Genomic DNA, 26,271 nt, shown 5'->3' with positions numbered 1-26,271 from the left:
GGTCGTGCCGGACGAGCGAAGCCTTCGCCGGTGCGGGCAGGGTGCGTCGAGGCGGGCCGCCCTGTCGTCACGTCGGGAGGATGCGAATGGTGCGGCGGTCGTGCGGCTCATCTTCATGCCGGATCGCCGGCGCCTCGGCCTTCGACGATCAGGCATGCGCGCGGGAAGCGGCGGGGAGGCCATGCGCGAGCCGGCGGCGCACGCCGGATCCACCAAGGGCAATCCTCGGCGGATCCGGCATCGGAAGGTCACGTTGGGCGATCCAGATCGTGGAGGCGTGGGCGACGGATCGGGCCGCGCGCCGATCCCGGCGACCGGCGCTTTCGTGTTGTTTCCGTGATGGTTATCGCCTGCTAGCCTGCATCTTCGCGACATTCGCAGCGACGACGCCGGGAGCATGATGCATGGACCTGCTCGAGCAGGACGTGCTGGGCGACTCCATCGGAGCGCACTGGTACTACCGAAGCAAGCGTCACGCCGTCCTGTCTCTGCTCGGGGATCGTGCGCCGCGATCGGTGCTGGATGTCGGCGCCGGGTCGGGCTTCTTCGCCCGTGAGATCCTCCGCGCGACCAGGGCCGAGCGCGCGGTCTGCGTCGATCCCAACTATCCCGCGGACCGCGACGAGCAGGAGGCCGGCAAGCCCATCCTGTTCCGGCGCGAGATCGACGGGACGGATGCGGATCTCCTGCTCCTGATGGATGTGCTGGAGCATGTGGACGACGATGCCGGCCTGCTCGGGCAGTATCTGCGGCTCGCGCGGCCGGGCAGCACGGTGCTCATCAGCGTGCCGGCGTTCCAGTGGCTCTGGAGCGGGCACGATGTGTTCCTCGGTCATCGCCGGCGCTACACCGTGCGGCAGATCGAGGCCGTCGCGCGCGACTGCGGGCTCGACATCCATCGTTCCTGCTACTTCTTCGCGAGCGTCTTCCCGATCGCGGCCCTGCGCCGCCTGCCGGCGGCGATCGGGCAGGCCTGGTCGGGGCAATCGCCGGAGGCGCGCAGCGACATGCGCCACCACGGACCGGTGGTGAACACGGTGCTCAGCGGCCTTTGCCGCGCCGAACTGCCGGTGTTCCGGCACAATCGCGTGTTCGGGCTCACGGCCTTCGTGCTGGGGCAGGTTCGTTAGAGCAGATCCCGATCAGGTGGAATCACCTGATCGGGCAAAGATGCTCGCGAAAACAGAAGGCTGGAGCGCTTGCCTTGAGCCAAGGCGAACGGAAACCGCTCCAGCCGGCGGTCGGAACGCTTCCAAGACGGGCGCCGCCGCTTTTCCGGTGGCCCAAGCGCTTCGGAACCCAAGATCTTGAGTCACCGCGGGTCCAGGGGACCGTCGTCCCCTGGTGGGGGAGCTCGAGGGGGCGAAGCCCCCTCGATTCACCAGCCTGAAAAGCAACCCCCCGTTCCGCGCTGAACCATCGGAACGGGCGCCGACGCGCGCAGCCCTAGGCCGCTCACGCCGCCGCCTTGAGCCCGACCTCGAACTCGGCCTCGGTTTTCTCGCGCATCTCCGCCTCGCTCACTCCGGGGGCGAGTTCGGTCAGCACGAGGCGCGTCGGCCCCTTGCGGGCCACCTCGAAGACGCCGAGGTCGGTGATGACCATGTCCACCACCCGCGCGCCGGTCAGCGGCAGGGTGCAGGATTTCAGCAGCTTCGGCTTGCCGCCCGCTGTGTGCTCCATCAGCACGATCACGCGCTTCACGCCGGCCACGAGGTCCATCGCGCCGCCCATCCCCTTCACCATCTTGCCGGGGATCATCCAGTTCGCGAGGTCCCCGTTCGCCGCCACCTGCAGTGCGCCCAGGATGGACAGGTCGATATGCCCGCCGCGGATCATCCCGAAGGACTGGGCCGAATCGAAGAACGAACTGGTCGGCAATTGGGTGATGGTCTGCTTGCCGGCGTTGATCAGGTCCGGATCCTCCTCCCCTTCATAGGGGAAGGGGCCGAGGCCGAGCATGCCGTTCTCGCTCTGCAACTGCACGTTCATGCCGGCGGGCACATGGTTCGCCACCAGCGTCGGGATGCCGATGCCGAGGTTGACGTAGAATCCGTCCTGCAGTTCGCGGGCCGCGCGGGCGGCCATCTCGTCGCGGTTCCAGGGCATGTCCGCTTCTCCTCAGGCCAGGGATTCGGCGCCAGCCGCCGCGGCGGCGGGGTGCTTGCGCACGGTGCGCTGTTCGATGCGCTTGTCGTAGCCCGGCGGGCAGAGGATCATGCGCTTCACGAAGATGCCGGGGGTGTGGATGTGGTCCGCGTCGATCTCGCCGGGCCGCACCAGGTGTTCGACCTGCGCCACCGTGACCTTGGCGGCGGTCGCCATCATCGGATTGAAGTTCCGCGCCGTCTTCCGATAGACGAGGTTGCCCTCGGTATCGCCCTTGTAGGCGTGGACGATGGCGAGGTCGGCGAAGATCCCGCGTTCCATCACATAGGTCTCGCCGTCGAAGTCCCGCGTCTCCTTGCCCTTCGCGACGTCGGTGCCGACGCCGGTCCTGGTGAAGAAGGCGGGGATGCCGGCGCCGCCGGCGCGGATGCGCTCGGCCAGCGTGCCCTGCGGGTTGAACTCGATCTCGAGTTCTCCGGCGAGGTACTGGCGGGCGAATTCCGCGTTCTCGCCGACGTAGCTGCTGATCATCTTGCGGATCTGCCGCGTCTTGAGCAGCAGGCCGAGCCCGGCATCGTCGATGCCGGCATTGTTCGAGACGACCGTGAGGTCCTTCACGCCCGATTCGCGGATCGCCTCGATCAGCAGGGAGGGGATGCCGCACAGGCCGAAGCCGCCGGAATGGATGACCATGCCGTCGCGCAGCACGCCGGCCAGCGCCGCCTTCGCGTCTGGATAGACCTTGCCCATGGACACTCCCCGCTTCGAGCCTTCGAGGCCTTCTCCCTACCTTTCCGCGCGGCGCGCCGAAAGAGGGACTTGCCCCCTTGCGGGGGCGAAGAGCGGAGGTTATACCCCGCGCCTCTTCCCGGGGGGCCATAGCTCAGTTGGGAGAGCGCCTGAATGGCATTCAGGAGGTCAGGGGTTCGACTCCCCTTGGCTCCACCACCCCTCAAGAGCGGCTTTCGCCCCGTGCGGAAGCCGCTCTTGGCGTTTTCACGGCCGGCCATCGCCGGCCCGCTCGCTTCAGCCCACCCCCACCACCCGGTAGACGAACTCCGCCCCGTCCGGCTCCGTGACCGTCACGTATTCGCCCGGGCGCACCGGGTCCGGGCCGCAGTCGAATCGGGTCTCCGGCACGTCCGGCCCTTCCGTCGGTGCGCCGAAGAAGCGGATGGACCAGCCGTGGTCGGGGTCGTGCTGCACGTCGCCGGGCAAGGGCTCGGCACCGGGCAGGATCCGCCGCGCCCGCCAGGGCACCGGGTCCGCCGACCAGGCCGCCGCATCCGGCCGGCCGCCGGCATCGAGCGCCAGCTCGATCTCGTAGCGATGCTCTGGGCTGCCCTGAGGGAAGCCTGGGCCGGCGGCGAGAGCGAGGATCACTGTCACCGCGGCCATGGCATGCCTCTCAGATCGCCACCCGCACGCCGAGCTCGACCACGCGGTCGGACGGGATGCGGAAGAATTCCGTCGCCGGCACGGCGTTGCGGCTCATGATGGTGAAGAGCCACTGCCGCCACTGCGACATCTTCGGCACGGCGGCGGCCACCACCGTCTCGCGGCCGAGGAAGTAGGAGGTCTGCATCGGCTCGAAGGGGATGCCGACCTCGCGCAGCGATTCGAGCTCCTTCGGTATGTTCGGGCTTTCCTGGAAGCCGTAGAGAAGCGAGACGCGGTGGATGTCGGGGGCGAGTTCCTCCACCTGGCGCCGCCGCTCCGGTGCCACGAAGGGGATCGGCTCGTTGGTCACGGTCACGAACAGCACGCGCTCGTGCAGCACCTTGTTGTGCTTCAGGTTGTGCAGCAGCGCGCCGGGCAGGAAATCCGCCTGGCTGGTCATGAACACCGCGGTGCCCGGCACGCGCAGCGTGCGCGAATGCGGCAGCCGCGCGATGAAGGAGCGCAGCGGCAGCCCGTCCTGCCGGAAGCGGGCGAACAGCAACTCCCGCCCGCGATGCCAGGTCGTCATCATCGCGAAGAGCCCTGCGCCGAGCACCAGCGGCACATAGCCGCCCTGCGGAATCTTGAGCACGTTCGAGACGAAGAACAGCAGGTCGAGCACCAGCAGCGGGCCGAAGACGCCGATCGCGAAGGGCCAGGCCCAGCCGAACTGCCGCCGGAAGACGATGATCGCGAGCAAGGAGGTACAGACGAAGGTGCCCGTCACCGCGATGCCATAGGCCGCGGCCAGGTTGTCCGAGGTGTGGAACGCCATCACCAGGATCACCACGCCGATCAGCAGCATCATGTTGATCTGGGGCATGTAGATCTGCCCCTCCTCGGTCTCGCTGGTGTGGCGCACCTCGAGCCGAGGGATGAAGCCGAGCTGCACGCATTGCCGGGCGATGGTGTAGGCGCCCGAGATCATCGCCTGGCTCGCGATGATCGTCGCCGCGGTCGCCAGGAAGACCAGCGGCAGGCGGAACCAGTCGGGGGCGAGCAGGAAGAAGGGGTTCTCCAGTGCCTCGGCCTCGCGCAGCAGCAACGCGCCCTGCCCGAGATAGTTCAGCGCGAGCGAGGGCAGCACCAGCCAAAGCCAGGCCCAGCGGATCGGCCGCCGGCCGAAATGGCCCATGTCGGCGTAGAGCGCCTCCGCCCCCGTCACCGCCAGCACGACGGAGCCGAAGGCGATGAAGGCGACCAGCCTGTAGGTCAGGCAGAACTGCACCGCATAGTGCGGCGACAGCGCCAGCAGCACTTCCGGATTGTGCACGATCTCGATGACGCCGAGCACGGCGAGTGCCAGGAACCAGCAGGCGCAGACCGGCCCGAACACCGCACCCATGCTGCCCGTGCCGCGGAACTGCACGAGGAACAGCGCAAGCAGGATCACCACCGCGATCGGGATCACCGCCTCCTCGAAATGCGGGGAGACGATCTTGAGCCCCTCCACCGCCGACAGCACGGAGATTGCCGGGGTGATGATGCCGTCGCCGAAGAAGAGGCAGGCGCCGGTGATGCCGATGAGCGCCACCGCCCAGCGGGCACGCTCGGATTCGATGCCGCGCTGGGCCAGTGCCATGAGCGCGAGGATGCCGCCTTCCCCGCGATTGTCGGCCCGCAGGATGAAGACGACGTACTTCACCGTGACGGTGAGGATCAGCGCCCAGATGATGAGGCTGAGGATGCCGAGGATCTCCCAGCGTTCGAGCCCGCCATCGGTGAAGTGCAGCAGTGCGGCGCGCAGGGCGTAGAGCGGCGAGGTGCCGATGTCGCCGTAGACGACGCCGAGCACGCCCAGGATGAGGGCGGGCGACAGGGCCTGGGATTTGTCATGGCCGGGGGGGGGAGCGGTCACGGGACCTCGCTGCGGTGCGGCAAGGTGCGGAGCCATAGGGCCGGCGGGCATGCCAATGCAATCCCGCCACCCCCGGCCACGCATGGCGGCGGCGGCGGCGGGGGCGGCAGCGCGGGCATCGCCGCCGCGCCTGCGGTCAGTGTCCCCGCAGGATCTGGCTGAGGAACATCTTCAGCCGATCCGTCTTGGGGTCGTTGAACACCTGCTCGGGGGTGCCGACCTCGACCACCTCGCCGCGGTCCATGAACACCACCCGGTCGGCGACCTGGCGGGCGAAGCCCATCTCGTGCGTCACCACGATCATGGTCATGCCGGTGCCGGCCAGCATGACCATGGTGTCGAGCACCTCCTTGATCATCTCGGGATCGAGGGCCGAGGTCGGCTCGTCGAACAGCATGATCTTGGGTTTCATGCAGAGCGCGCGGGCGATCGCGACGCGCTGCTGCTGACCGCCCGAGAGCTGGCCCGGGTATTTCTTCGCCTGCTCCGGGATGCGTACCCGTGTGAGGTACTCCATCGCCAGCTCCTCGGCGTCCTTCTTGGGCATCTTGCGGACCCAGATCGGCGCGAGGGTGCAGTTCTCGAGGATGGTGAGGTGGGGGAATAGGTTGAAGGACTGGAACACCATCCCGACCTCGCGCCGGATGGCATCGAGGGAGCGGAGGTCGTCCGACAGCTCGATCCCGTCGACGAGGATCTTGCCTTCCTGGTGGGTTTCCAGCCGGTTGATGCAGCGGATCATGGTGGACTTGCCGGAGCCCGAGGGCCCGCAGACCACCACGCGCTCGCCGAGAGCGACCTGGAGGTCCACGTCGCGCAGCACATGCAGCGCGCCGAACCACTTGTTGACCTTGTCGAGCACGATCGCCGGCGGGGCGTCGGTGCGCGCCGCGGAAGCGATGTGGCCTTGCGTATCGAGGGCTGCGCTCATGTCGTGTCGTGTCCCAGACCTGTTGTTTCGTGCGTCAGCGGCGGCGGTGGCGGTTGAGTTCCGCCTCGAGCCCCTGGCTGTACTTCGACATGGCGAAGCAGAAGACCAGGTAGATCAGGCCGACGAAGACATAGACCTCGACGCCGAAACCCTGCCAGGAAGGTTCGACGATCGCGGTCTTGCCCGCCGTCAGCAGGTCGAAGATGCCGATGATCAGCACCAGCGAGGTGTCCTTGAAGAAGCCGATGAAGGTGTTGACCAGCGGCGGGATCACCGTGCGCAGCGCCTGCGGCAGGATGATCAGCCCGGTCTTCTGCCAGTAGGACAGGCCCATGGCGTCGGCGGCCTCGTACTGCCCCTTGGGCAGGGACTGCAGGCCGGCGCGCACCACCTCCGCCAGGTAGGCGCCGGCGAAGAGGATGATGGCGATCTGCGCGCGCAGCAGCTTGTCGATGTTCATCCCTTCGGGGAGGAAGAGCGGGAACATGACGGAGGCCATGAACAGCAGCGAGATCAGCGGCACGCCGCGGATCAGCTCCACGTACAGCACGCAAAGCGCCTTGATCGCCGGCAGGTTCGACCGCCGCCCGAGCGCGACCAGGATCGACAGCGGGAAGGCGAAGGCGAGGCCGAAGGTGGCGAGGATGAGCGTGATCGGCAGGCCGCCCCAGCGCTCCTGCGGGACATAGGGCAGGCCGAGGACGCCGCCCCACATCAGGATGCCGATGGCGGTCAGCGTGCCTGCCCAGATCGGGATCAGCCGCCAGTTCCAGAAGCTCCGCATCGAGGAGACGATGTAGAGGGCGACGAACAGCAGGCAGACCAGGGCCGGACGCCAGTGCTGCTCGAAGGGATAGGTGCCGAAGAGCATGAAGCGGTGCTTCTCGGTCACCACGGCCCAGCAGGCGCCGGTGCCGTGCAACTCGCGGCAGGCCTGGGTCTGCGCCACGCCGTTGCCGTTCACCGGCACAGACCAGATGGCGTTGACGAAGGCCCAGTCCACGAAGCCCATGACGGCGCGCACGATGAGATAGCCGAGCACCAGCGTGACCGCGGTGGACAGCCAGCCCGAGAAGAGGTTGGCGCGCACCCAGGCGATCGGCCCGACGGCGGTGATCGGCGCGCTGCGCGCCGGGCTACCGCCGTGCAGGGTGGGCGTGCTTGCGGTGATGTCGCTCATGGCCGGGCCCTCACCGTTCCACCAAGGCTATCTTGGCATTGTACCAGTTCATGAAGAGGCTGATGGACAGGCTGATGGTCAGGTAGACCAGCATGATGATGGCGATGCCCTCGATCGCCTGGCCGGTCTGGTTCAGCGTGGTGTTCGCGATGCTGACGATGTCCTGGTAGCCGATGGCGACCGCCAGGGAGGAGTTCTTCGTCAGGTTCAGGTAGTTGGACGTCATCGGCGGGATGATCACGCGCAACGCCTGCGGCAGCACGATCAGCCGCAGCACGGGCCCGTGACGCAGGCCGAGCGCCTGCGCCGCCTCCCATTGCCCCTGGCTCACCGAGAGGATGCCGGCGCGCACCACCTCCGCGATGAAGCCGGCGGTGTAGGTGACAAGGCCGATCAGCAGCGCGGCGTATTCCGGGCTCATGCTCATGCCGCCCTGGAAGTTGAACCCGCGCAGCGCCGGCCAGTCGATCGCCCAGGGCGCGCCCATCGCCTGCCACACCAGCAGCGGCAGGCCGATGATCAGCGCGATCGCCGCTGGCCAGACCCGGCGCGGCTGCCCGTCCGCCATCTGCTTGGCGCGCGCCGAGCGCGCATAGAGCCAGGTGGCGACGATGCCGGCCAGGCAGGCCAGCACGGCGGCCGTGTGCGCCCCTTCCCAGACCAGCGCCGGCAGCCGGAACCCGCGGTTGGACAGGAACACGCCGTCCAGCGGCTTCAGTGCCTGCCGCGGACCCGGCAGGCCCTGCATGATCGTGTACCAGAACAGCAGTTGCAGCAGCAGCGGCAGGTCGCGGATCACCTCGACGTAGAAGGCCGCGATCTTGGCGACGAGGAAGTTCTTCGACAGGCGCGCGATGCCGATCGCGGTCCCCAGGATGGTCGCCAGCACGATGCCGACCACGGCGACCTTCAGCGTGTTGAGCACGCCGACGGTCAGCGCCCGCAGGTAGGTGTCGGTCGGGTCGTAGGGGATGAGGTGCTCGGCGATCGGCAGCCCCGCCTCCCGGCCGAGGAAGCCGAAGCCGGTCGCGATGCGGCGCACTTCGAGGTTGTGGACGGTGTTCGACCACAGCCAATAGATGATCGAGCCGACGATGCCGACGACGACGAGCTGCCAGACGATGCCGCGCACGCGCTCATCCGCCCAGGACAGCCGCAATGGCCGTTTTGGCGGCTTTCGCCGGAAGCGTGGATCCACGGTCGCGTCAGACATGTTCTCTAGCCTCACCTGTCTTGTTGCCCGCCGGGGGGCGGGGAAATGCCGCGGGGCTGGGGATGATCCCCGCCCCGCGAATGATCGCTCAGCGGAAGGGCGGCGCGTACTGCAGCCCGCCCGGCGTCGTCCACAGCGCGTTCGGGCCACGCTGGATGCCGATCGGCGTCAGGTTGCGTTCGAAGATCTGCCCGTAGTTCCCGAGGCGCGTCACCACGTTCACCATGAAGGCATTGTCCACGCCGAGCATGCGCCCGAGGTCGCCGCTCCGCCCGATCAGGCGCTGCACGTCCGGCCGCGCGTCGCCGGCCGCCTGGCCGATGGTCTGGCTGGTCAGGCCGAATTCCTCGGCGGTCAGCAGGCCGAAATGGATCCAGCGCACGAGATCGGAGAAGCGCTGATCGCCGTGGCGCACCAGCGGGCCGAGCGGCTCCTTGCTGATGACGTCGGGCAGGATGACGTGCTCGGCCGGGCGAGGCTGCACGGCGCGCGTCGCGGCGAGACCGGAGACGTCCGTCGTGAAGGCATCGCAACGCCCGGAGAGGTAGGCGTTCACCACCTCCTCGAGCCGCTCGATCACCACCGGCTGGAAGCGGATGCGCGCGGCGCGCGCCCAGTCGGTCAGGTTCTGCTCGGTGGTCGTGCCCGGCTGCACGCAGATGGTGGCGCCGTCGAGCTCGCGTGCGCTGCGTACGCCGAGGCTCGCCTTCACCATGAAGCCCTGGCCGTCGTAGAAGGTGATGCCGGCGAAGTCGAAGCCGAGCGAGGTGTCGCGCGACAGCGTCCAGGTGGTGTTGCGCGACAGGATGTCGACCTCGCCCGACTGCAGCGCGGTGAAGCGGTTCTGCGCGGTGGTCGGCACGAAGCGGACCTTGTCCGGGTCGTTGAACAGTGCGATCGCGACCGCGCGGCAATAGTCCACGTCGAAGCCGCGCCACACGCCCTGGCTGTCGGGCTGGGCGAAGCCGGCGAGCCCGGTATTCACGCCGCAGATCAGCGTGCCGCGTGCCCGGATGGCATCGAGCGTTACCGAGGCCGGCGCGGCAGGCTGCTGCTGCGCCGTGGCCGGCAACGAAACCGCCATCGCAAGCAGGGCCGCGGCAAGGCTGCGCAGGACGGTCGGCCGAACAGGCTGTTTCACGGAACTTCTCCCCATACATATCCCGCCCACCAGGTCCGGCGGGACCGGTACTCCCAGGCGGCCATGCTGCGCCACGGAAGGGCGCGGATCAACGCGCAAGACATCCCCCTCACGACGCCCCGGACCCTCGGGGGGAGGGGGCCTAGCAAACCGCGGGCCGCGGGGGCAAACCTGCCCGCTCGCGCCGCCCCCCGGGATGGGCGTTGCCGAACAGGGATTCGATGCATGCTGCAGCTTGACCGGGATGCGATCCGCGCCGCCCTGCCGTGGGACGGGCTGATCGAGGCGCTGGCCGGGATGTTCCGCGAGGGCTGCGAGGCGCCATTGCGCCATCGCCACGTCATGCCGGGCACCGGCGGAGCGGAGAACACGCTGCTGCTGATGCCGGCCTGGCGCGCCGGCGGGCACACCGGCGTCAAGATCGTGCACGTGGCGCCCGGGAATGCGGCACGCGGGGAGCCGGCCGTGCATGCCGCCTACCTGCTTTCGGATGCCGCGACCGGTGCGCCGCTCGCCCTGCTGGACGGCGGCGAGTTGACCGACCGGCGCACCGCCGCTGCGAGCCTGCTGGCCGCGCGATACCTGGCGCGGCCGGACAGCGCCCGCCTGCTCCTGCTGGGCAGCGGCAAGGTCGCGCGGGCGCTGGCAGAAGGATATGCCGCGCGCTTCCCGATCACCGACATCGCCATCTGGTCGCCGACCGCGGCCAATGCCGCGCGTCTCGCCGCCGCGCTGGGGCAGGAGGGGCTGCCCGCCCGCGCCGTCGATCGCCCCGACCCTGCCGGGGCCGACATCGTTGCCGCCGCCACGCTCTCCACCGCGCCGCTGGTGCGCGGGGCGGAGGTGCGGCCAGGCACGCATGTCGACCTGGTCGGCGCCTATCGCCGCGACATGCGGGAGGCCGACGGCGCGCTGCTCGCGCGCGCGACGCTGGTGGTGGATACGCGCGCCGGCGCGTTGGCCGAGGCCGGGGACATCGTCCAGGCCATCGCCGAAGGCGCGATCGGGGAAGGGCAGGTCGCGGCGGAACTTGCGGATCTCTGCCGCGGCACGCATCCGGGCCGAGGCTCGGCGGAGGACATCACCGTGTTCAAGTCGGTCGGCTGGGCGGGCGAGGATCTCGCCGCGGCCATCCTCGCCTATCGGCGGAGCACCGGTTGATCGGCCGTCATGCCGGAGAAGGGTTCCGATCCCATCCCGGCCGGGCTTCCGTCCGACGCGGTGCGGTCCTCGCTTCGTTCGCAGCCGCCACACCGACCCTGCACGCCGATGCCGCCGGGAGTTCCATCGCCGGTGCATCGCGCCGGCGTTGGCACCTGCTGTGAACGAAACGCCTTGGAAGCCGATGCCTCAGGTTGCCGCGGGTGCAAGGGACCGTGTCCCCTGCTGGGGGAGCCCGGGGGGGCGAAGCCCCCCCCCCGTCAACTCGCGCCCCGCGCCATCCAGCTACCGCTGCTGGAACCCGCTCGCCGTGAGGGTGAACCGCCGCAGGTCGATGCCCTGGAACTGCCCCACCGCCTGCGCGACCTCCGCGCGGTAGGCGACGAGGTCGGCGCCGGCGTTGTGCAGGTCCCGGTGGCGGGCAGCGATGGCCATGGCATGGAAGGCGAGGGTTTCGGCCGTCGCCTGGCGTTCGGCCTCACTCATGCGTGCGAGGTTCGGCGCGGATGCCAGCATCTGCCGAACCTGGCCGCGCACTGCGGCGATGCCGGCGGGTTGCGTCGTGGCGTCGCCGCCGGTCGCGACCTCCCAGGTGATCAGGTAGAAGGCGCCCACCACGTCCGCGAGGTCGCGCGGGTCGTAGCCGTGCTGCATGAGCAGCCGGTCGAATTCCTGCCAGGGCGCGCCGGATTGCACCGCCGCGCGCAGCCCGGCCGGGTTGGGGCTGGTCGGGAGGGCGGCGGCGAGCACCTCCTGCCGGACGCGCGCCGTCACGGCGGCGGTGGGGGTGAAGGCGGTCGGGCTGCGCAGCGCGGCGGTCCCGGTCGGCGCCAGCGGCGAGGGCTTGCCGGCGCCGGCGACGGGTGCCGCGCCGGCAGGGGCGGGCTTGCCGCCCGGCAGCGCCGCGCTCGGCGGCAGTGGCGGCGGGCTCGGGGTGACGCTCGGCACCGGCATCGGTGCCGGCGTGGCGCCGGCTGCGGGAAAGATGCGCAGACCGGCGCCGATCGCCGCGGCACCGTCGGTGCCGAGGCCCCCGGCGCCGAAGGACATCACCGCCGGCCGGCTGTCCTCGCCGGATTTCTGTGCCTGGGCGAGCCCCGGCGCGGCGGCGAGGGCTGCGATCGCGATGGAGGCGAATAGGGAGCGAGGCATGGTCCGGTCACCGATGCTGCGGCCTGTGCTGCAGCATATCCGGTTGCGGCGGTCCGGAGTCCAGACCCGCCCCGGCCATGCCCTGAAGCATTTCGGGGGGCTCCGCTCCGGCGCCCCCCGTCCGCTTCACTCGAAGCGCGCCGCTTCCTCGAAGTCGAGGCGGGGATTGCGCGCGAACAGGCCCTCCGGGTCGCCGTAGCCGAGGTTGACCAGGAAGTTCGTCTTCCAGTTCGTGCCGGCGAAGAAGGCCTCGTCCACCTTGGCGGCGTCGAAGCCGCTCATCGGCCCGGCATCGAGGCCGACCGCGCGCGCCGCGAGGATGAGGTAGGCGCCCTGCAGCGAGCCGTTGCGGAAGGCGGTCTGCTCGGCGAAGGAGGCCGAGCCGGTGAACCAGTTCTTCGCATCCGGGGCGTGCGGGAAGAGCACCGGCAGCTTGTCGTAGAAATGCAGGTCGTGGGCGACGATGACGGTGACCGGCGCGGTCATCGTCTTCTCGAGGTTGCCGGCCGACAGGGCGGGCTTCAGCTTCGCCTTGCCTTCCGGCGTGCGCACGAAGACGAAGCGCGCCGGAGAGGCGTTGGCCGAGGTCGGCGCCATCTTCAGCAGGTCGTACATCTCGCGCAGCTTGGCCTCCGGCACCGGCCGGTCCTGCCACTTGTTGTGCGTCCGAGCCTCGCGAAAGAGCTGGTCGAGGGCGCGCTCGTCGATCGTCTCGTGGGCCATGTTCACGTCCATGTCGGGGATCCTGCGGAAGAGGATGAGGAGGATAGCGTCACCGGGCGATATGGACGATCGGCCGGGAAACACCAGGGCGGCAGAGGAATGGCGGCCATCGACGCCGGAAATGATGCCTCGGGACGGCTGGCGGGCACGGTGCCGGCTCCGTCACGGCGGCGGCGCGAGCCGCCTTTCGGAGCGTGGCTTGCAATATATTCGTCTATGAAGATATAACGCAAATCTTACGTTACATCAAAGTGACGCGACCGAGCCTCGGCCATGCATTCATCGGGAGGACCCACCAGGATGGCGAAGATCCCTGCCTTCACCCGGCGTGCCGCCGTGCTGGCGGCCGCGGCGGCCGCAATGGCACCGCCGCAGCCGCAGGCGGCGGTTGCGACACGGGCGCGCATCGTCATCGCCGGCGCCGGCGCCGCCGGGCTCGCGGCTGCCGCACGCCTCGCGCAGCGGCTCGATGGTGCCGAGATCACGATGCTCGACCGGCGCCAGGCGCATTTCTACCAGCCGGGCTTCACCCTGGTGGCGGCGGGGCTCAAGGACCCCGCCTACACGGTCGGCCGCACCGCGGACTACGTCCCGCGCGGCGTGCGATGGGTGGAGGAGCGGGCCGCCGAGATCGACCCCGGGGCCAAGACCGTGACCACCGATGCCGGCCGCCGGGTACCCTACGACTTCCTGGTGCTCGCCACCGGGCTCTCGCTCGACTTCGATGCCATCGAGGGCATGGACACCGCACGCATCGGCCAGGACGGGCTCGGCTCGGTCTATGCCGGGCCGGCGCAGGCCGAGGCCACCTGGCGCGCCATGTCCGCCTTCGCCGACCGCGGCGGCATCGGCCTGTTCGGCCGGCCTTCCACGGAGATGAAATGCGCCGGCGCGCCGCTGAAATACACCTTTATCACCGACGACATCCTCCGTCGGCGCGGCAATCGCGGGAAGGCGGAACTCATCTACAACGCGCCGCAGCGCGCGCTGTTCAGCGTGCCGATCGTCGCCGAGCGCGTGCGCATGCTCTACCAGGACCGCGGCGTGGCGGTGAACTACGGCCATGACCTCTCGGCCATCGACCTCGGCCGCAAGGTCGCGACCTTCCGCACGGCGGAGGGGCCGAAGGAGTTCCGCTACGATTTCATCAACGTGGTGCCGCCGATGCGCGCGCCGGACGTCGTGCGCGATTCCCCGCTGCGCTGGCAGACCGGCGCCTGGGCCCGCGAAGGCTGGGCCGAGGTGGACCGCCATTCCCTCCGCCATGTCCGCTTCCCCGAGATCTTCGCCGTCGGCGACATCGCCGGCGTGCCGAAGGGGAAGACAGCGGCGAGCGTGAAGTGGCAGGTGCCGGTCATGGTGGACCACCTGGTCGCCACCATCGAGGGCCGGCAGAGCGCGGCGCGCTACGACGGCTACACCTCCTGCCCGCTGATCACCCGCATCGGCCGCGCGATGCTGGTGGAGTTCGACTACCAGGACAATCTGGTCCCCTCCTTCCCCGGCGTCATCGCGCCGCTCGAGGAACTGTGGATCACCTGGATCATGAAGGAGGTCGCGCTGAAGCCGACCTACCTCGCCATGATCCAGGGCCGGGCGTGAGAAGGACCGCAGCATGAAGGAACTCGACATCGGCACCTTCGTCGCCGTGCTTCAGGAGATGATGGGCCCGCTGCTCTGGGTGATCCTGGTGGCGGCGGCGCTGGCGACGCTCGGCTTCGTCTATGTGCTGGTGCGCGACCGCGGCCTGGTCGCCCGCCGGCTCGTGTGGTCGGAGGCGCTGGGCGTGATCGGCGGCGTCGGCGGCGTGCTGCTCATGCACGAAATCACGCATTCGGACTTCGCCGATATCGGCGGACCGATCGACTGGGTGGTGGTCGCGGCGATCTTCGTGCTCGGCGCGGTCGGCACCGTGGTCGGTGCCTATACGGTGCTCGGCCTGTTCTTCCGTCGCGCCGCCTGAAGGCGGCGCGGCGCGCGGGGCAGGTCAGGCGTCGACCTGCTCCACCGCGACGACCTCCGGCACGTAGTGCCGCAGCATGTTCTCGACGCCGTGCTTCAGCGTGGCGCGGGAGGAGGGGCAGCCCGAACAGGCGCCCTGCATGACCAGCCGCACGACGCCGTCGCGGAAGCCGCGGAAGACGATGTCGCCGCCATCGCCGGCGACGGCCGGGCGCACCCGCGTGTCGAGCAGTTCCTTGATCTGCGCCACGATCTCCTGGTCGGCGTCGTCGAAATCCTCGCCGTGCTCGCCTTCGGCCGCGCCTTCCAGCACAGGGAAGCCGGAGAGGTAGTGCTCCATGATCGCGCCGAGCACCTGCGGGCGCAGCATCGTCCACTCTGCGTCCTCGGTCTTGGTCACGGTCACGAAGTCGCTGCCGAGGAAGACGCGCCCGACGCTGCCGACCTGAAAGATGCGTTCGGCGAGCGGGGAGCGGCCGGCCGCCTCCTCCGCCGCGGTGAAGTCGGCGGTGCCGCGGTCGCCGAGGACGTCCCGCCCGGGCAGGAACTTGAGCGTGGCGGGGTTCGGGGTGGCTTCGGTCTCGATGAACATGGCGGGGTTCCGCGCTGGCGATTGCTTACCGGAGCTATTTGGTCGGGATTGGGGCCGGGTGCAACCTGTCGCCGCCGCGGGGCAGGGCGGCGCGCCGCGGGATTAGGCGAAACGCATCGCCGGCAGCGCATCCTGCGCGCGCACCAGATAGCGGTAGCGATAGGCCTCGACCATGCCGAGCCCGGCGTTGAGCGAGAGCGAGGCGGTGTTCGCCGCCGCCACCTGGCAGGACAGCCAGGCCGCGCCCTGGTCCTGCGCCCATTGCGCCGCCGCCCGCACCGCCCGCGCGGCGAGGCCCTTCCTCCGGTGCTCGGGCCGCACGGCCAGGTCGAAGAAGCCGGCGATCTCGCCCGAGGCGACGACGGAGATGACGGCGGCGGCCTCCGCGCCCTCGCGCAGCGTGATCCAGGCGCCGGGCACCATCAGCAAGGGGGGCGTGCCCTGCTTCTCCTGCCGCCGGGCGGAGGTCTGGTGCTCGGCCGTCGCGGTCACCGCCATCCAGTCGGCATCGGGCGCCGGCAGCATCTCGGCGGCGGCGTCGGGCGCGGCGATCGCGGCGATCGGCGCCAGCAGGATCACGGTCTCGTCCTTCTCGACATAGCCGCGCGCGGCGAGCAGCGCGGCAAGCCCCGGCGGGTCGAGCGGCGTGGAGCGGAAGCGCGGCGCGAAGCCGAGCGCGGCGTAGCGCGCCTCGATCCGCGCCACGCGCGCCGCGAGGTCCGGGTCGGGCGCCGGGTCGAGCGAGGAGGCCGCATTCGCCCGCCCGGTGCCGCCGGCGAAGGCACGCAGCACGAAGGGGCCGTCGAAGGCCACGCGGGGCGCCGGCACGGCGGAGAGCACCGCGCGCTCCAGCGCCGCGGTATCGGGCGGCATCATGGCTGCAGGCCGAGCCGGCCGATCAGCATTTCCTCGGCGCGGGCCGATTCCGCCAGGAAGGCGGCATAGGCGGCACCGTCGCGATAATCCTCGGTCATGTCGTTCGTCGTCAGCTCGTTCTGGAAGGCCTCGCTGCGCATCGCGGCGCGGAAGGCGTCGTGCAGGGCGGCGGTCGCCTCGCCCGGCAGGCGCGGCGGGCCGACGATGCCGAAGGGTGCCGTCACCGTCAGCCGGTATCCGAGCTCGCGCAGCGTCGGCGCCTCCGGCCAGCGCGGCAGGCGCTGCGCGCTCCAGACATGCAGCCAGGCGGCCTCCCCGTCGGTGACGAGGGAGCCGATACTGACCGGCCCCGCCATCACGTCCACGTCGCCGGCGAGCAGTGCCCGCGCGCCGTGCGCAGCGCCGCGGAAGGGCACGTGGGCGACCTGCACGCGCTCGCGCAGCAGCAGCCGCGCCATGGTGAGGTGCCCGTTCGAGTTCACCCCGGCGCTGCCGTAGGACAGCGTGCCCGGCTTTTCGCGCGCTTCCTGCAGGAAGTCTGCCCAGCCATTCGGAAAGCGCCCGACCTTGGCGATGGCGCCGAAGGCCTGCCCGGCGACGCCGAGGATGGGGGTGGTGTCGGCCGGGATCTCGAAGGGCAGGTGTTCGAGCAGCGCGATGCGCAGCGCGGAGGCCGGCAGTTGCGCCAGCAGCCGGCCGTCCGGCGGCGCCGTGGCGAGCGCCGCGATGGCGCGCACGCCGCCCCGGCCGGGCTTGTTCTGCACCTCGATCGGCTGGCCGAGCCGCGGCGCGGCGGCCGCGGCGAGGGCACGCACCACCTCGTCATTGGTGCCGCCCTCGGCGAAGGGCACCACCAGGCGCACCGGGCCGGACGGTGTCCAGCCCGCCGCGGCCCGACGGATCGCGGGCAGGGCGAGGGCGCCCATCAGCAGCGCGCGGCGCGCGGTCCCGGGCATCAGGCGGCTGCTCCCTGCTCTCCAGATCACGTAATCGTCATCCTGCGCGAGACGATGCGCCCGCGCCAGAGCCTCTGTTGCATTGCGCCGCGGACCGGACACATCCCGGTCACCTGCGACTGCTCTTCTGATGCCACGACCGGATTGGGGACGGAAGATGACGGCAGGCATCAGAGGGACGATCGGGCTTGCGCTGCTGGCGGCCGGATGGATCGGGGCGGTGGCGCCGGGACGTGCCCTGGCGGCGCCGGCTGCCCGCCCGGCCGCGGCGAGGCCGGCGACGGGCGCCCCGGAGGCGGCGCAGGGGATGGCCGCGGCGCGCCTGCGGGCCGGGGCGCTCGACTGGATCCGGCGGGCCGCCGCCTACCAGCGCCGGGGGTAGCCCCAGCCGCGGTCGCGATCGGCATGGGGCCGGCCATAGGGCCGGGGGCCGTGCCAGCCGCCGTTCCAGGCATGGTGGGGCGGCCGCCAGGGGCGGTGCCAGCCGTAATGGCGATGAGGCTGATGCCAGGCCGGCGCGGGACGCCAGCCATGGCCGTGCGGCCGGTGCTCCCAGGCCAGGGCGGGGGTCGCGGCGAGGGTCGCGAACAGCAGGGCGGCAGCGGGAAACAGGCGACGCATGGGTTTCCTCCTTTCCAGCGAGGACAGGAGACGCCCGGCGCAAGGCAAGGCCGCGGCACGGCGATGGCAGGACGGCGGCGGCGCGTCACGGAAGGTGACGGCGCCGGGGAGGGCTCCGCCGCGCCCCGGCCCGAGATCCGAGCAAGGCACAACGGCGTCTCATCCGCGACCGGCCGGGCCATCCGCCGCGGCGCCGGGCCCGGCCGCAGGGCCATGCCGCCCGCGAGACCGCGCGGGACGCCCCGCTACAGCACCTGCGTCCATGCCTCGGGGAAGAGCCGGTAGCCGGCGCCCTCCCGCGCCAGATGGGCGGTCGCCGGGAAGTGCAGGTGCATGCCCGCGATATGCGTCCGCTCCGTCGCCACCATGTCGAAGACGCGCCGCCGTGTCGCGGCCGCCTGTGCCGGATCGACATCGAACTGGATGGTCACCTCGGGGCGCGGCACCTGCACTTCCGGCAGGTGGACGATATCGCCCCAGATCAGCAGGGATTCGCCGCCCGAGGCGATCAGGTAGCCGCAATGCCCCGGGGTGTGGCCGGGGAAGTGCATGGCGGTGACGCCCGGGAAGACCTCCTGCCCACCCTGGAACAGGCGCAGGCGCTCGGCGTAGGGCGCCATCTGCCGCCGCGCCATGGGGAAATAGGCACCGCCCGTCGGCACGCCCTGGCCGCTGCGGGCGACCTCCGCCTCGGCTTCCGCGTCGGTCCAGTAGGCATGCTCGGCCGCGTGCATGGCGAGCTCGGCTTGGGGGAAGGCGGCGGCGCCCTCGGCGTTGCCGAGGCCGTTGGAATGGTCCGGGTGCATGTGCGTCAGCAGCACCGTGTCGATCTCGGCCGGGCTGACGCCGGTGGCGGCCAGGTTGCGCGGGAGCTGGCCGGAGCTCTTCTGCATGTGCGTACCGGCGCCGGTGTCGATCAGCGCGGTGCGGCCGCCGGAATGGACCAGGAAGCAGTTGAGCGAGGTGCGCCGCGGCACCGGCCGGAAGACGGCGCGCAGCATCTCCGAGGCTTCCTCGGGGGAGATGTTCTGCAGCACGGACATGGAGCCGTCGAGGAAGCCGTCGCTGACCACGGTGAGGACGATGTCCCCGACGCGGCGGTGATGGATGGCGGGGACCTGCTCGGTCGGCGGCGTGGCCATGGGCGTTCGCTCCGTGTCTGCTTGTCGCGGCGGAGCAGAGCATGCCTCGCAGGCGGCGCCAAACCGGCGCCCGAATGGACGCGGCGGGCACTCACGCGCTAGGGAAGCCGTCAAGGAGCGCAGCATGTCCCAGGATTCCCGCCCCCCCGCCCGCCGCCTGTTCGGCACGGATGGCATCCGCGGCACCGCCAACAGGGCGCCGATGGACGCGGCCACCGCGCTGCGGCTCGGCCAGGCGGCGGGGCGCTACTTCAACCGTGGCGCGCACCGGCACCGGGTGGTGATCGGCAAGGACACGCGGCTGTCGGGCTACATGCTGGAACCCGCGCTGACCGCGGGCTTCATCGGCGCGGGCATGGACGTGGTGATCGTCGGCCCCTTGCCGACGCCGGCGATCGCGTTGCTGACGCGCTCGCTGCGCGCCGATCTCGGCGTGATGATCAGCGCCTCGCACAACCCCTACGAGGACAACGGCATCAAGCTGTTCGGCCCGGACGGGCTGAAGCTGACCGACGAGCAGGAATGCGAGATCGAGGCGCTGATGGCCGGCGACCTCACCGCCGCGCTGGTGCCGCCGGGCCGGCTCGGCCGCGCGAGCCGGCTCGAGGACGCGCCGGGCCGCTACATCGAGGCGGCGAAGGCCTCCTTCCCGCGCGGCCTGACGCTCGAGGGCCTGCGCATCGTGGTCGATTGCGCGCATGGCGCCGCCTACCGGGTGGCGCCGACGGTGCTGTGGGAGCTGGGCGCGGAGGTGGTCTCGATCGGCGTCGCGCCGGACGGCTTCAACATCAACCGCGGCGTCGGCTCGACCTCGCCGGCGCAGCTCGCGGAGCTGGTGCGGGAACGGCGCGCCGATCTCGGCATCGCGCTGGACGGCGACGCCGACCGGGTGGTGCTGGTGGACGAGGCGGGGCAGCTGGTGGACGGGGACCAGATCCTCGCGCTCATCGCCAGGTCCTGGCACGCGCAGGACCGGCTGCGCGGCGGCGCGGTGGTGGCGACGGTGATGTCCAACATGGGGCTGGAGCGCTTCCTCGCCGCGCGGGGGCTGCGCCTGCTGCGCACCGCGGTCGGCGACCGCTATGTCGGCGAGCGGATGCGCGAGGAAGGCTGCAACATCGGCGGCGAGCAGTCGGGCCACATGATCATGCCGGATTTCGGCACGACGGGTGACGGGCTGATCGCGGCGCTGCAGGTGCTGGCGGTGCTGGTGGAGGAGAAGCGCCCGGCGAGCGAGGCGCTGCGCTGCTTCGCGCCGCTGCCGCAGCGGCTGGTGAATGTGCGCTATGCCGGGGCCTCGCCACTGAACGACGACGGGGTGAAGGCGGCGATCGCGGCGGAGGAGGCGGCGCTCGGCGCGCGCGGGCGGGTGCTGATCCGGCCGAGCGGGACCGAGCCGGTGATCCGTGTGATGGCGGAGGCAGAGGAGGAAGGGCTGGTCGAGGCCACGGTGGCGCGGCTGGCGGATACGATCCGGGCGAAGGCGCGGGCGGCGTGAAGGTCGGGGGAGGAGAACCTCCCCCGAGCCCCCTCCCTTTTCCGGTTTCCTGGTGCCTGCCTCTGCTGTCAGTTCCCAGATGCCAAGGAAGGTTGTGGGGGGTTCGGGGGGAGAAGTTCCCTTCTCCCCCCGAGTGTTGGAGCGACCATGAAGGGACGAGTCCTCATCATCGCCGGCAGCGATTCCGGCGGCGGAGCCGGCATCCAGGCTGACATCAAGGCGGTGACGGCGCTGGGCGGCTTCGCCATGACCGCGATCACCGCGCTGACCGCGCAGAACACGCTCGGCGTGCATGGCGTGGCGGGCGTGCCGATCGACTTCATCCGCCAGCAGATCACGGTTGTGCTGGACGATCTCGGCGCCGATGCGCTCAAGACCGGCATGCTGCACGATGTGCCGGTGATCGAGGCGGTGTGCGAGGAGATCGCCGCGCGCGCCCGGGGGGTGCCGCTGGTCGCCGACCCGGTGATGGTCGCCAAGGGCGGACATCCGCTGCTGGCGCCGGCCGCGGTCGAGACCCTGAAGGCGCGGCTGCTGCCGCTCGCGACCGTGATCACGCCGAACCTGCCGGAGGCGGAGGTGCTGGCCGGCCGGCCGATCCGCGACGTGCCGGCGATGCGGGAGGCGGCCACGGCGCTGCGCGGCCTCGGCGTGCCGGCGGTGCTGCTGAAGGGCGGGCATCTCGAAGGCGACGAGGTGACCGACCTGCTGGTGACGGCCGAGGGGGCCGAGGAATTCGTCGCCCCGCGCATCGCCACGCGCCATACCCATGGTACCGGCTGCACGCTGGCGAGCGCGATCGCGGCCGGGCTGGCGCAGGGGATGTCGCTGCGCGACGCGGTGGTGCGGGCGCGGGCCTATGTGCGGGCGGCGATCGCGGCGGCGCCGGGCTATGGCGCGGGGCATGGGCCGCTCGACCACGGCATCACGGTGGACCTGTCCCGCATCCCCGATTAACGCCGCGCTTACCTGCCGCATGCGACGATGCGGCATGAACATAACGCTGTCCCAGGTCCAGGCGTTGTTCGGGGTGTCGTCCTCCGGCACGACCTCGGGGACGGCAGCCGAAGCGATCCCAGCGCTGAACCGCGCCACCGCCGAGGGCGCGGAAGAAAAGGGGATGGCCCGGGAGGAGAAGGATCCCGTCACCCTCAGCACGCTGGCGCAGTTCCGTACCGCGCTCGACAAGGCGGACACCATCGAGGAAGCGCTGTCCGATCCGCGCATCCTCAAGGTTATCGCACCCGCGCTGGGCCTCGCCGACCAGGTGGACAGCACGGCGCTGCTGCGCAAGGCACTCCTCTCCGATCCGAGCGACGATGAGTCGCTCGCCACCCAGCTCGGGACGACCTGGCAGAATGCGGCAGAGACGCTCGGCGTCTACAGCACGGGGCTGGACGGGCTGAAGGATGAGACGCTCGTCCAGACGCTGACCGACGCCTATGTGAAATACCAGTACCGCAGCGGCCTGGACGACAGCCAGGCCGGCATGTCGAACGCGCTCTATGCGCTCGAGAACGCCTCGAATTTCACGGATGTCTACACGCTGCTCGGCGACTCCGCGATGCGCGAGGTGGTTACCACCGCCCTCGGCCTGCCCGACGCGATCGTGGTGCAGTCCGTCGAGGCGCAGGGGCGCGCCGTGACGTCGCGGATGGATCTCGACTCGCTGCAGGACACGAAGCAGGTCCGCAAGCTCGTCGAGCGCTACCTGATCGCGGCGGCGAACGAGGCCGCCGAGAGTGCGTCCAGCAGCAGCGGCGACGCCATCACGACCATCACCAGCCTCGCCGTCAGCCTCAAGGCGTGACCGGCCCCTGCCGCGGCGGTTGCCCGCGGCGCGGCGGAGGCGTATTCCGGGGGTGGGCCACGCCCCCCCACCGGGGCGCATCCGCTTCTGAGAGGGAGCTGCATCATGGCGAACGCCATCCCCAAGCCCGGACTCCGTCCGGCGAATCCCGCATTCTCATCCGGTCCCTGTGCGAAGCGTCCCGGCTGGACGCTGGCCGCGCTCGAAGGCGCGCTGCTCGGGCGCAGCCACCGCGCGAAGGAGCCGAAGGCGCGCCTCGCCGAGGTGATCGAGCGGTCCAGGGCCGTGCTCGGCATGCCGGCGGACTGGCGCCTGGGCATCGTGCCGGCCTCCGATACCGGCGCGGTGGAGATGGCGCTGTGGTCGATGCTCGGGGCGCGCGGCGTCGACGTGCTGGTGTGGGAATCCTTCTCGAAGGAATGGGCGACGGACATCGCCAAGCAGCTCAGGCTGAAGGATGCCCGGATCATCGAGGCGCCCTACGGCGGGCTGCCGGACGTCACGCAGGTCGATCCCGGCCGTGACGTGGTCTTCGTGTGGAACGGAACGACCTCGGGCGTGCGGCTGCCGAATGCGGAGTTCATCAGCGATGCGCGCGAGGGGCTCGCGATCTGCGACGCGACCTCGGCGGCCTTCGCGATGGACCTGCCGTGGGGCAAGCTCGATGTGGTGACCTGGTCCTGGCAGAAGGTGCTGGGGGGTGAGGCCGCGCACGGCATGCTGGCGCTGTCTCCGCGCGCCGTGGCGCGGCTGGAGTCCTTCACCCCTGACCGGCCGCTGCCGAAGATCTTCCGCATGACCAAGGGCGGGAAGCTGATCGAGGGCATCTTCAAGGGCGAGACGATCAACACGCCGTCGATGCTCTGCGTCGAGGATGCGATCGACGGGCTGAAATGGGCGGAGAGCGTCGGCGGCCTGAAGGGCCTGATTGCGCGATCCGAGGCGAACCTCGCCGCCATCGCCCGCTGGGTGGCGACGAAGCCGGGCTATGATTTCCTCGCCGAGGACCCGGCGACGCGGTCCTGCACCTCGATCTGCCTGAAGATCACGGCGCCGTGGTTCACCGTCATGGGCGCGGAGGCACAGGCGGCGGCGGCGAAGAAGATCGCCTCGCTGCTGGAAAAGGAAGGCGTGGCGCTCGATGCCGGCGCCTATCGCGACGCGCCGGCCGGCCTGCGCATCTGGGGCGGCGCGACGGTCGAGACCCCCGACATCGAGGCGCTGCTGCCCTGGCTCGACTGGGCGCTCGCCACCGTGGAAGCCGACGTGGTGGTGGCCTGAGCGATGCTGACCAAGACGCCAAAGGTCCTGATTTCCGACAAGCTCTCCCCCGCCGCCGTCCAGATCTTCCGCGACCGCGGCATCGAGGTCGACTTCAAGCCGGGGCTCAAGCCGGCCGAACTGCGCGAGATCATCGCGGCCTATGACGGGCTCGCGGTGCGCTCCGCGACCAAGGTGACGCGCGAGCTGATGGAAGCCGCGCCGAAGCTCAAGGTCGTCGGCCGTGCCGGCATCGGCGTCGACAATGTGGATGTGACATCGGCCACCGCGCGCGGCGTGGTGGTGATGAACACGCCCTTCGGCAACGCCATCACCACCGCCGAGCACGCCATCGCCATGATGTTCGCGCTCGCGCGCCAGATCCCCGAGGCGTCGGGCTCCACCAAGGCCGGCAAGTGGGAGAAGAACCGCTTCATGGGCGTCGAGCTGTTCGGCAAGACGCTCGGCCTGATCGGTTGCGGCAATATCGGCTCGATCGTCGCGGATCGCGCGGTGGGGCTGAAGATGAAGGTGGTCGCCTTCGATCCCTTCCTGTCCGAGAAGCGCGCCGTCGAACTCGGCGTGGAGAAGGTCGAACTGCACGACCTGCTGCACCGCGCGGACTTCGTCACGCTGCACACGCCGCTGACGGAGCAGACGAAGAACATCCTCTCACGCGAGAACATCGCGCGCATGAAATCCGGCGCGCGGCTGATCAACTGCGCCCGCGGCGGGCTGGTGGATGAGGCGGCGCTGTATGACGCCCTGACATCCGGGCACCTCGCCGGCGCCGCGCTCGACGTGTTCGAGACCGAGCCTGCCACCGACAGCCCCCTCTTCGCGCTGGAGAACGTCGTCTGCACGCCGCATCTCGGCGCCGCGACGGCCGAGGCGCAGGAGAACGTCGCCCTGCAGGTGGCCGACCAGATGGCCGACTTCCTGCTGACCGGTGCCGTCTCCAACGCCATCAACATGCCCTCGGTGACGGCGGAGGAGGCTCCGCGTCTCAAGCCCTACATGGAGCTCGTCCGCCTGCTCGGCGGCATGGCCGGGCAGCTCACCGCGGCGCAGGACGGCGCCATCAAGGCGATCCGCGTCGAGTACGAGGGCGCGGCGGCGGAGCTGAACCGGCGCCCGCTGACCGCCGCGGCGCTGGCCGGGGTGCTCGGGCCGCTGATGGGAGCGGTGAACATGGTCAACGCGCCGGTGCTGGCGAAGCAGCGCGGCATCGAGGTGGCGGAGACGACGGTCGAGCGCAGCGGCGAATACCAGACGCTGGTGCGCCTGACGGTCACCACCGACCGCTACGAGAAGTCGATCGCCGGCACCCTGCTGGCGGAAAACAAGCCGCGCCTGGTCGAGATCAAGGGCATCGCGGTCGAGGCCGACTTCGCCGCGCACATGCTCTACGTGACCAACCAGGACAAGCCGGGCTTCATCGGCCGCTTCGGCATGGCGCTGGCGGAGGCGGGGATCAACATCGCGACCTTCCACCTCGGCCGGTCGGAGCCGGGTGGCGATGCGATCTGCCTGGTGGGCCTCGACGGGCCGATGCCCGACAGCGTGCTGGCGGGTGTGCGGAAGCTGCCCCTCGTGATGCAGGCGACGGCGCTGGCGTTCTGATACCAGCGGCACGAGTCCTTGACTCGTGCCGAGGCCGCGAATGCGGCCCGCCGGTGGTCCGGCGAAGCCCAGCAAACCGGAGGTTTGCTCCCGGCGTCCGAGGGCTCGAATAGCCTCATGCCAACGGTCGCGAATGGCGGCCGCTGGTATGAGCAAGGGCCGGGGGAGGGCGATCCTCCCCCGCCTTGCCACCAGGCTTGCCCGCCGGGACCATTCGCCGTGCCGATGGCGGGTCAGCGGCAAGAATCGGCGGCGTCACGGATTGCCGGCGGCGAAGGTCAGGGCCGGCGCCACGGATTCGAGCGCCGGCAGCGGTGGCAGGTTGGTCAGCCGCGCGAACGTCGCATCGGGTCCCAGGGTGAAGATGGGATTCGACAGCGCCCGCCGGATCGCGGCGGCGTCGCCGCGGGTCAGCGGGCCGACGGCATCGGCCAGCGCCTGCGCGGCGACCGAAGGCTGCACCTCCATCGGAATGCCGACGGCGCCGCGCACCTCGCGGATGGCGCTGAGCAGCATCTCGTAGCGCGTCATCTGGAACCTGATCTCGCTGTCCGGCCGGCGCATGCCGTCGATCGCCGCCTCGAACTGCGCGAGCGCCGCCGCGGCTTCGGCCGGCTTGCCGCGGTAGCGCGACATGTCGCCGAGATTGCGCTCCGCATAGGCCAGGTTGAGCCGCGCATTGGCCGGCTGGAACCCGGCGCCGCCATAGCTGAAATCCGGCGGCTGCTGGGGGCCGCAGCCGGCGGGCAGGAGCAGACCCAGAAGTACCCGTCGCCGCATGTGACCCCCGTCTGCTCCGGTGAGCCAAATCCTCGCTCAGCAGCATGGGGTGAGGGAAGGGGGGCGAAGGCCATCCGATCCCGGCGGCAGGGGCGCCGCGGCGATGCCGGGGCGGTCCCGATCGGGACCCGCCGCCCGCCCGGGAGCCCGGCCGCATGGGCGGGCGCCCCGGTGGCGGGACCGGGGCGGCGCGCCCCGCCCGAGCGCCGGGGGTTGCCCCGCGCGGGCGCGCCTGCCACACCC

The 26,271-nt window shown here is 70.7% G+C and carries 27 protein-coding genes and 1 tRNA gene; 12 read left to right on the top strand and 16 right to left on the bottom strand.

All coding sequences use genetic code 11. The annotated features are described in order from the left end of the window. The first annotated feature begins 100 nt into the window (after window positions 1-100). Window positions 101-340 (top strand): hypothetical protein, encoded by a 240-nt coding sequence (locus tag GXW74_RS13065; protein WP_211846949.1) that lies wholly within the window; start codon window positions 101-103, stop codon window positions 338-340. A 64-nt stretch (window positions 341-404) separates the two neighbouring features. After that, window positions 405-1,130: a class I SAM-dependent methyltransferase gene (locus tag GXW74_RS13060; protein ID WP_211846948.1), complete on the top strand. Its 726-nt coding sequence runs from the start codon at window positions 405-407 to the stop codon at window positions 1,128-1,130. A gap of 325 nt (window positions 1,131-1,455) precedes the next feature. On the opposite strand, the gene GXW74_RS13055 is transcribed toward GXW74_RS13060, so the two are convergent. After that, window positions 1,456-2,109 carry a CoA transferase subunit B gene (locus GXW74_RS13055; protein ID WP_211846947.1) on the bottom strand — a complete coding sequence of 218 codons (654 nt, stop codon included), beginning with the start codon at window positions 2,107-2,109 and terminating at the stop codon, window positions 1,456-1,458. Window positions 2,110-2,121: 12 nt separating this feature from the next. Continuing rightward, window positions 2,122-2,859 carry a CoA transferase subunit A gene (locus tag GXW74_RS13050; RefSeq protein ID WP_211846946.1) on the bottom strand — a complete coding sequence of 246 codons (738 nt, stop codon included), beginning with the start codon at window positions 2,857-2,859 and terminating at the stop codon, window positions 2,122-2,124. Window positions 2,860-2,981: 122 nt separating this feature from the next. Between GXW74_RS13050 and GXW74_RS13045 the strand changes: the two genes are divergently transcribed. Continuing rightward, window positions 2,982-3,057 (top strand) — tRNA-Ala (locus GXW74_RS13045). A 78-nt stretch (window positions 3,058-3,135) separates the two neighbouring features. Here GXW74_RS13045 and GXW74_RS13040 read toward each other — a convergent pair. The 6 genes from GXW74_RS13040 to GXW74_RS13015 all read right to left on the bottom strand — a co-directional run bounded on the left by GXW74_RS13040 (window position 3,136) and on the right by GXW74_RS13015 (window position 9,887). After that, window positions 3,136-3,507, bottom strand: a complete 372-nt coding sequence (locus GXW74_RS13040) for a hypothetical protein (RefSeq protein ID WP_211846945.1) — start codon at window positions 3,505-3,507, stop codon at window positions 3,136-3,138. A 10-nt stretch (window positions 3,508-3,517) separates the two neighbouring features. Continuing rightward, a complete protein-coding gene (locus tag GXW74_RS13035; RefSeq protein ID WP_408903871.1) occupies window positions 3,518-5,491 on the bottom strand; it encodes a potassium transporter Kup in 1,974 nt (657 codons plus the stop codon). A gap of 52 nt (window positions 5,492-5,543) precedes the next feature. Next, window positions 5,544-6,338, bottom strand: coding sequence for an amino acid ABC transporter ATP-binding protein (locus tag GXW74_RS13030; RefSeq protein WP_246523287.1), 795 nt, complete (start codon window positions 6,336-6,338; stop codon window positions 5,544-5,546). A gap of 34 nt (window positions 6,339-6,372) precedes the next feature. Next, complete coding sequence (locus tag GXW74_RS13025) at window positions 6,373-7,518, bottom strand: amino acid ABC transporter permease (RefSeq protein WP_211846944.1); 1,146 nt, start codon at window positions 7,516-7,518, stop codon at window positions 6,373-6,375. A gap of 10 nt (window positions 7,519-7,528) precedes the next feature. Then, a complete protein-coding gene (locus GXW74_RS13020) occupies window positions 7,529-8,731 on the bottom strand; it encodes an amino acid ABC transporter permease (protein ID WP_211846943.1) in 1,203 nt (400 codons plus the stop codon). An 88-nt stretch (window positions 8,732-8,819) separates the two neighbouring features. Then, a complete protein-coding gene (locus tag GXW74_RS13015) occupies window positions 8,820-9,887 on the bottom strand; it encodes an amino acid ABC transporter substrate-binding protein (RefSeq protein WP_211846942.1) in 1,068 nt (355 codons plus the stop codon). Between the two features lie 210 nt (window positions 9,888-10,097). On the opposite strand from GXW74_RS13015, the gene lhpI reads away from it, so the two are divergent. Then, window positions 10,098-11,033, top strand: a complete 936-nt coding sequence (gene lhpI / locus GXW74_RS13010) for a bifunctional Delta(1)-pyrroline-2-carboxylate/Delta(1)-piperideine-2-carboxylate reductase (protein WP_211846941.1) — start codon at window positions 10,098-10,100, stop codon at window positions 11,031-11,033. A gap of 285 nt (window positions 11,034-11,318) precedes the next feature. On the opposite strand, the gene GXW74_RS13005 is transcribed toward lhpI, so the two are convergent. Continuing rightward, window positions 11,319-12,185, bottom strand: a complete 867-nt coding sequence (locus GXW74_RS13005) for a DUF6683 family protein (protein WP_211846940.1) — start codon at window positions 12,183-12,185, stop codon at window positions 11,319-11,321. A 126-nt stretch (window positions 12,186-12,311) separates the two neighbouring features. Continuing rightward, window positions 12,312-12,920: a malonic semialdehyde reductase gene (locus tag GXW74_RS13000; RefSeq protein WP_246523286.1), complete on the bottom strand. Its 609-nt coding sequence runs from the start codon at window positions 12,918-12,920 to the stop codon at window positions 12,312-12,314. A gap of 288 nt (window positions 12,921-13,208) precedes the next feature. On the opposite strand from GXW74_RS13000, the gene GXW74_RS12995 reads away from it, so the two are divergent. Further along, on the top strand, window positions 13,209-14,510 hold the full coding sequence (locus GXW74_RS12995; protein ID WP_246523285.1) for an NAD(P)/FAD-dependent oxidoreductase: 1,302 nt from the start codon (window positions 13,209-13,211) through the stop codon (window positions 14,508-14,510). Window positions 14,511-14,523: 13 nt separating this feature from the next. After that, a complete protein-coding gene (locus GXW74_RS12990; protein WP_211846938.1) occupies window positions 14,524-14,871 on the top strand; it encodes a DUF5368 domain-containing protein in 348 nt (115 codons plus the stop codon). A 24-nt stretch (window positions 14,872-14,895) separates the two neighbouring features. On the opposite strand, the gene GXW74_RS12985 is transcribed toward GXW74_RS12990, so the two are convergent. From GXW74_RS12985 to GXW74_RS12975, 3 genes are all read right to left on the bottom strand, one after another. Next, the gene (locus tag GXW74_RS12985; RefSeq protein ID WP_211846937.1) at window positions 14,896-15,462 is read right to left on the bottom strand and encodes a NifU family protein; all 567 of its coding nucleotides are present in this window, start codon (window positions 15,460-15,462) and stop codon (window positions 14,896-14,898) included. A 102-nt stretch (window positions 15,463-15,564) separates the two neighbouring features. Continuing rightward, window positions 15,565-16,338, bottom strand: coding sequence for a GNAT family N-acetyltransferase (locus tag GXW74_RS12980; RefSeq protein ID WP_211846936.1), 774 nt, complete (start codon window positions 16,336-16,338; stop codon window positions 15,565-15,567). Next, window positions 16,335-17,294, bottom strand: coding sequence for a Bug family tripartite tricarboxylate transporter substrate binding protein (locus tag GXW74_RS12975; protein ID WP_211846935.1), 960 nt, complete (start codon window positions 17,292-17,294; stop codon window positions 16,335-16,337). The genes GXW74_RS12980 and GXW74_RS12975 overlap by 4 nt, the downstream gene beginning before the upstream one ends. A 157-nt stretch (window positions 17,295-17,451) precedes the next feature. Between GXW74_RS12975 and GXW74_RS12970 the strand changes: the two genes are divergently transcribed. Next, complete coding sequence (locus GXW74_RS12970) at window positions 17,452-17,676, top strand: hypothetical protein (protein WP_211846934.1); 225 nt, start codon at window positions 17,452-17,454, stop codon at window positions 17,674-17,676. Here the strand turns inward: GXW74_RS12970 and GXW74_RS12965 are convergent. After that, entirely contained in the window at window positions 17,658-17,915 is a 258-nt protein-coding gene (locus tag GXW74_RS12965) for a hypothetical protein (RefSeq protein WP_211846933.1), read from the bottom strand. The genes GXW74_RS12970 and GXW74_RS12965 overlap by 19 nt on opposite strands. 245 nt (window positions 17,916-18,160) lie before the next feature. Beyond that, the gene (locus GXW74_RS12960) at window positions 18,161-19,057 is read right to left on the bottom strand and encodes an MBL fold metallo-hydrolase (protein ID WP_211846932.1); all 897 of its coding nucleotides are present in this window, start codon (window positions 19,055-19,057) and stop codon (window positions 18,161-18,163) included. Between the two features lie 124 nt (window positions 19,058-19,181). Between GXW74_RS12960 and glmM the strand changes: the two genes are divergently transcribed. From glmM to serA, 5 genes are all read left to right on the top strand, one after another. After that, window positions 19,182-20,555 carry a phosphoglucosamine mutase gene (gene glmM / locus GXW74_RS12955; RefSeq protein ID WP_211846931.1) on the top strand — a complete coding sequence of 458 codons (1,374 nt, stop codon included), beginning with the start codon at window positions 19,182-19,184 and terminating at the stop codon, window positions 20,553-20,555. Window positions 20,556-20,702: 147 nt separating this feature from the next. Beyond that, the gene (gene thiD / locus GXW74_RS12950; RefSeq protein WP_211846930.1) at window positions 20,703-21,512 is read left to right on the top strand and encodes a bifunctional hydroxymethylpyrimidine kinase/phosphomethylpyrimidine kinase; all 810 of its coding nucleotides are present in this window, start codon (window positions 20,703-20,705) and stop codon (window positions 21,510-21,512) included. Window positions 21,513-21,546: 34 nt separating this feature from the next. Further along, window positions 21,547-22,365: a DUF1217 domain-containing protein gene (locus tag GXW74_RS12945; RefSeq protein ID WP_211846929.1), complete on the top strand. Its 819-nt coding sequence runs from the start codon at window positions 21,547-21,549 to the stop codon at window positions 22,363-22,365. Window positions 22,366-22,470: 105 nt separating this feature from the next. Beyond that, window positions 22,471-23,646, top strand: coding sequence for a phosphoserine transaminase (locus GXW74_RS12940; RefSeq protein WP_211846928.1), 1,176 nt, complete (start codon window positions 22,471-22,473; stop codon window positions 23,644-23,646). A 3-nt stretch (window positions 23,647-23,649) separates the two neighbouring features. After that, window positions 23,650-25,248, top strand: a complete 1,599-nt coding sequence (gene serA / locus GXW74_RS12935) for a phosphoglycerate dehydrogenase (RefSeq protein WP_211846927.1) — start codon at window positions 23,650-23,652, stop codon at window positions 25,246-25,248. 255 nt (window positions 25,249-25,503) lie between these two features. On the opposite strand, the gene GXW74_RS12930 is transcribed toward serA, so the two are convergent. Beyond that, a complete protein-coding gene (locus tag GXW74_RS12930) occupies window positions 25,504-26,028 on the bottom strand; it encodes a hypothetical protein (protein ID WP_211846926.1) in 525 nt (174 codons plus the stop codon). Window positions 26,029-26,271: the final 243 nt, after the last annotated feature.

It is taken from the genome of Neoroseomonas eburnea (genome assembly GCF_018129005.1).
GTDB classification, from domain to species: Bacteria; Pseudomonadota; Alphaproteobacteria; order Acetobacterales; family Acetobacteraceae; genus Neoroseomonas; species Neoroseomonas eburnea.
The sequence above is the reverse complement of the archived record's forward strand: the minus strand, read 5'-3'. Positions and strand labels throughout refer to the sequence as shown.

Excerpts from the sequence above, each read along its gene's own strand:
- GXW74_RS13060 (WP_211846948.1), top strand. The coding sequence starts at position 405 with ATGGACCTGCTCGAGCAGGACGTGCTGGGCGACTCCATCGGAGCGCAC.
- GXW74_RS13055 (WP_211846947.1), bottom strand. The coding sequence starts at position 2,109 with ATGCCCTGGAACCGCGACGAGATGGCCGCCCGCGCGGCCCGCGAACTG.
- GXW74_RS13050 (WP_211846946.1), bottom strand. The coding sequence starts at position 2,859 with ATGGGCAAGGTCTATCCAGACGCGAAGGCGGCGCTGGCCGGCGTGCTG.
- GXW74_RS13040 (WP_211846945.1), bottom strand. The coding sequence starts at position 3,507 with ATGGCCGCGGTGACAGTGATCCTCGCTCTCGCCGCCGGCCCAGGCTTC.
- GXW74_RS13035 (WP_408903871.1), bottom strand. The coding sequence starts at position 5,491 with ATGCGTGGCCGGGGGTGGCGGGATTGCATTGGCATGCCCGCCGGCCCT.
- GXW74_RS13030 (WP_246523287.1), bottom strand. The coding sequence starts at position 6,338 with ATGAGCGCAGCCCTCGATACGCAAGGCCACATCGCTTCCGCGGCGCGC.
- GXW74_RS13025 (WP_211846944.1), bottom strand. The coding sequence starts at position 7,518 with ATGAGCGACATCACCGCAAGCACGCCCACCCTGCACGGCGGTAGCCCG.
- GXW74_RS13020 (WP_211846943.1), bottom strand. The coding sequence starts at position 8,731 with ATGTCTGACGCGACCGTGGATCCACGCTTCCGGCGAAAGCCGCCAAAA.
- GXW74_RS13015 (WP_211846942.1), bottom strand. The coding sequence starts at position 9,887 with ATGGGGAGAAGTTCCGTGAAACAGCCTGTTCGGCCGACCGTCCTGCGC.
- lhpI (WP_211846941.1), top strand. The coding sequence starts at position 10,098 with ATGCTGCAGCTTGACCGGGATGCGATCCGCGCCGCCCTGCCGTGGGAC.
- GXW74_RS13005 (WP_211846940.1), bottom strand. The coding sequence starts at position 12,185 with ATGCCTCGCTCCCTATTCGCCTCCATCGCGATCGCAGCCCTCGCCGCC.
- GXW74_RS13000 (WP_246523286.1), bottom strand. The coding sequence starts at position 12,920 with ATGGACGTGAACATGGCCCACGAGACGATCGACGAGCGCGCCCTCGAC.
- GXW74_RS12995 (WP_246523285.1), top strand. The coding sequence starts at position 13,209 with ATGGCGAAGATCCCTGCCTTCACCCGGCGTGCCGCCGTGCTGGCGGCC.
- GXW74_RS12990 (WP_211846938.1), top strand. The coding sequence starts at position 14,524 with ATGAAGGAACTCGACATCGGCACCTTCGTCGCCGTGCTTCAGGAGATG.
- GXW74_RS12985 (WP_211846937.1), bottom strand. The coding sequence starts at position 15,462 with ATGTTCATCGAGACCGAAGCCACCCCGAACCCCGCCACGCTCAAGTTC.
- GXW74_RS12980 (WP_211846936.1), bottom strand. The coding sequence starts at position 16,338 with ATGATGCCGCCCGATACCGCGGCGCTGGAGCGCGCGGTGCTCTCCGCC.
- GXW74_RS12975 (WP_211846935.1), bottom strand. The coding sequence starts at position 17,294 with ATGCCCGGGACCGCGCGCCGCGCGCTGCTGATGGGCGCCCTCGCCCTG.
- GXW74_RS12970 (WP_211846934.1), top strand. The coding sequence starts at position 17,452 with ATGACGGCAGGCATCAGAGGGACGATCGGGCTTGCGCTGCTGGCGGCC.
- GXW74_RS12965 (WP_211846933.1), bottom strand. The coding sequence starts at position 17,915 with ATGCGTCGCCTGTTTCCCGCTGCCGCCCTGCTGTTCGCGACCCTCGCC.
- GXW74_RS12960 (WP_211846932.1), bottom strand. The coding sequence starts at position 19,057 with ATGGCCACGCCGCCGACCGAGCAGGTCCCCGCCATCCATCACCGCCGC.
- glmM (WP_211846931.1), top strand. The coding sequence starts at position 19,182 with ATGTCCCAGGATTCCCGCCCCCCCGCCCGCCGCCTGTTCGGCACGGAT.
- thiD (WP_211846930.1), top strand. The coding sequence starts at position 20,703 with ATGAAGGGACGAGTCCTCATCATCGCCGGCAGCGATTCCGGCGGCGGA.
- GXW74_RS12945 (WP_211846929.1), top strand. The coding sequence starts at position 21,547 with ATGAACATAACGCTGTCCCAGGTCCAGGCGTTGTTCGGGGTGTCGTCC.
- GXW74_RS12940 (WP_211846928.1), top strand. The coding sequence starts at position 22,471 with ATGGCGAACGCCATCCCCAAGCCCGGACTCCGTCCGGCGAATCCCGCA.
- serA (WP_211846927.1), top strand. The coding sequence starts at position 23,650 with ATGCTGACCAAGACGCCAAAGGTCCTGATTTCCGACAAGCTCTCCCCC.
- GXW74_RS12930 (WP_211846926.1), bottom strand. The coding sequence starts at position 26,028 with ATGCGGCGACGGGTACTTCTGGGTCTGCTCCTGCCCGCCGGCTGCGGC.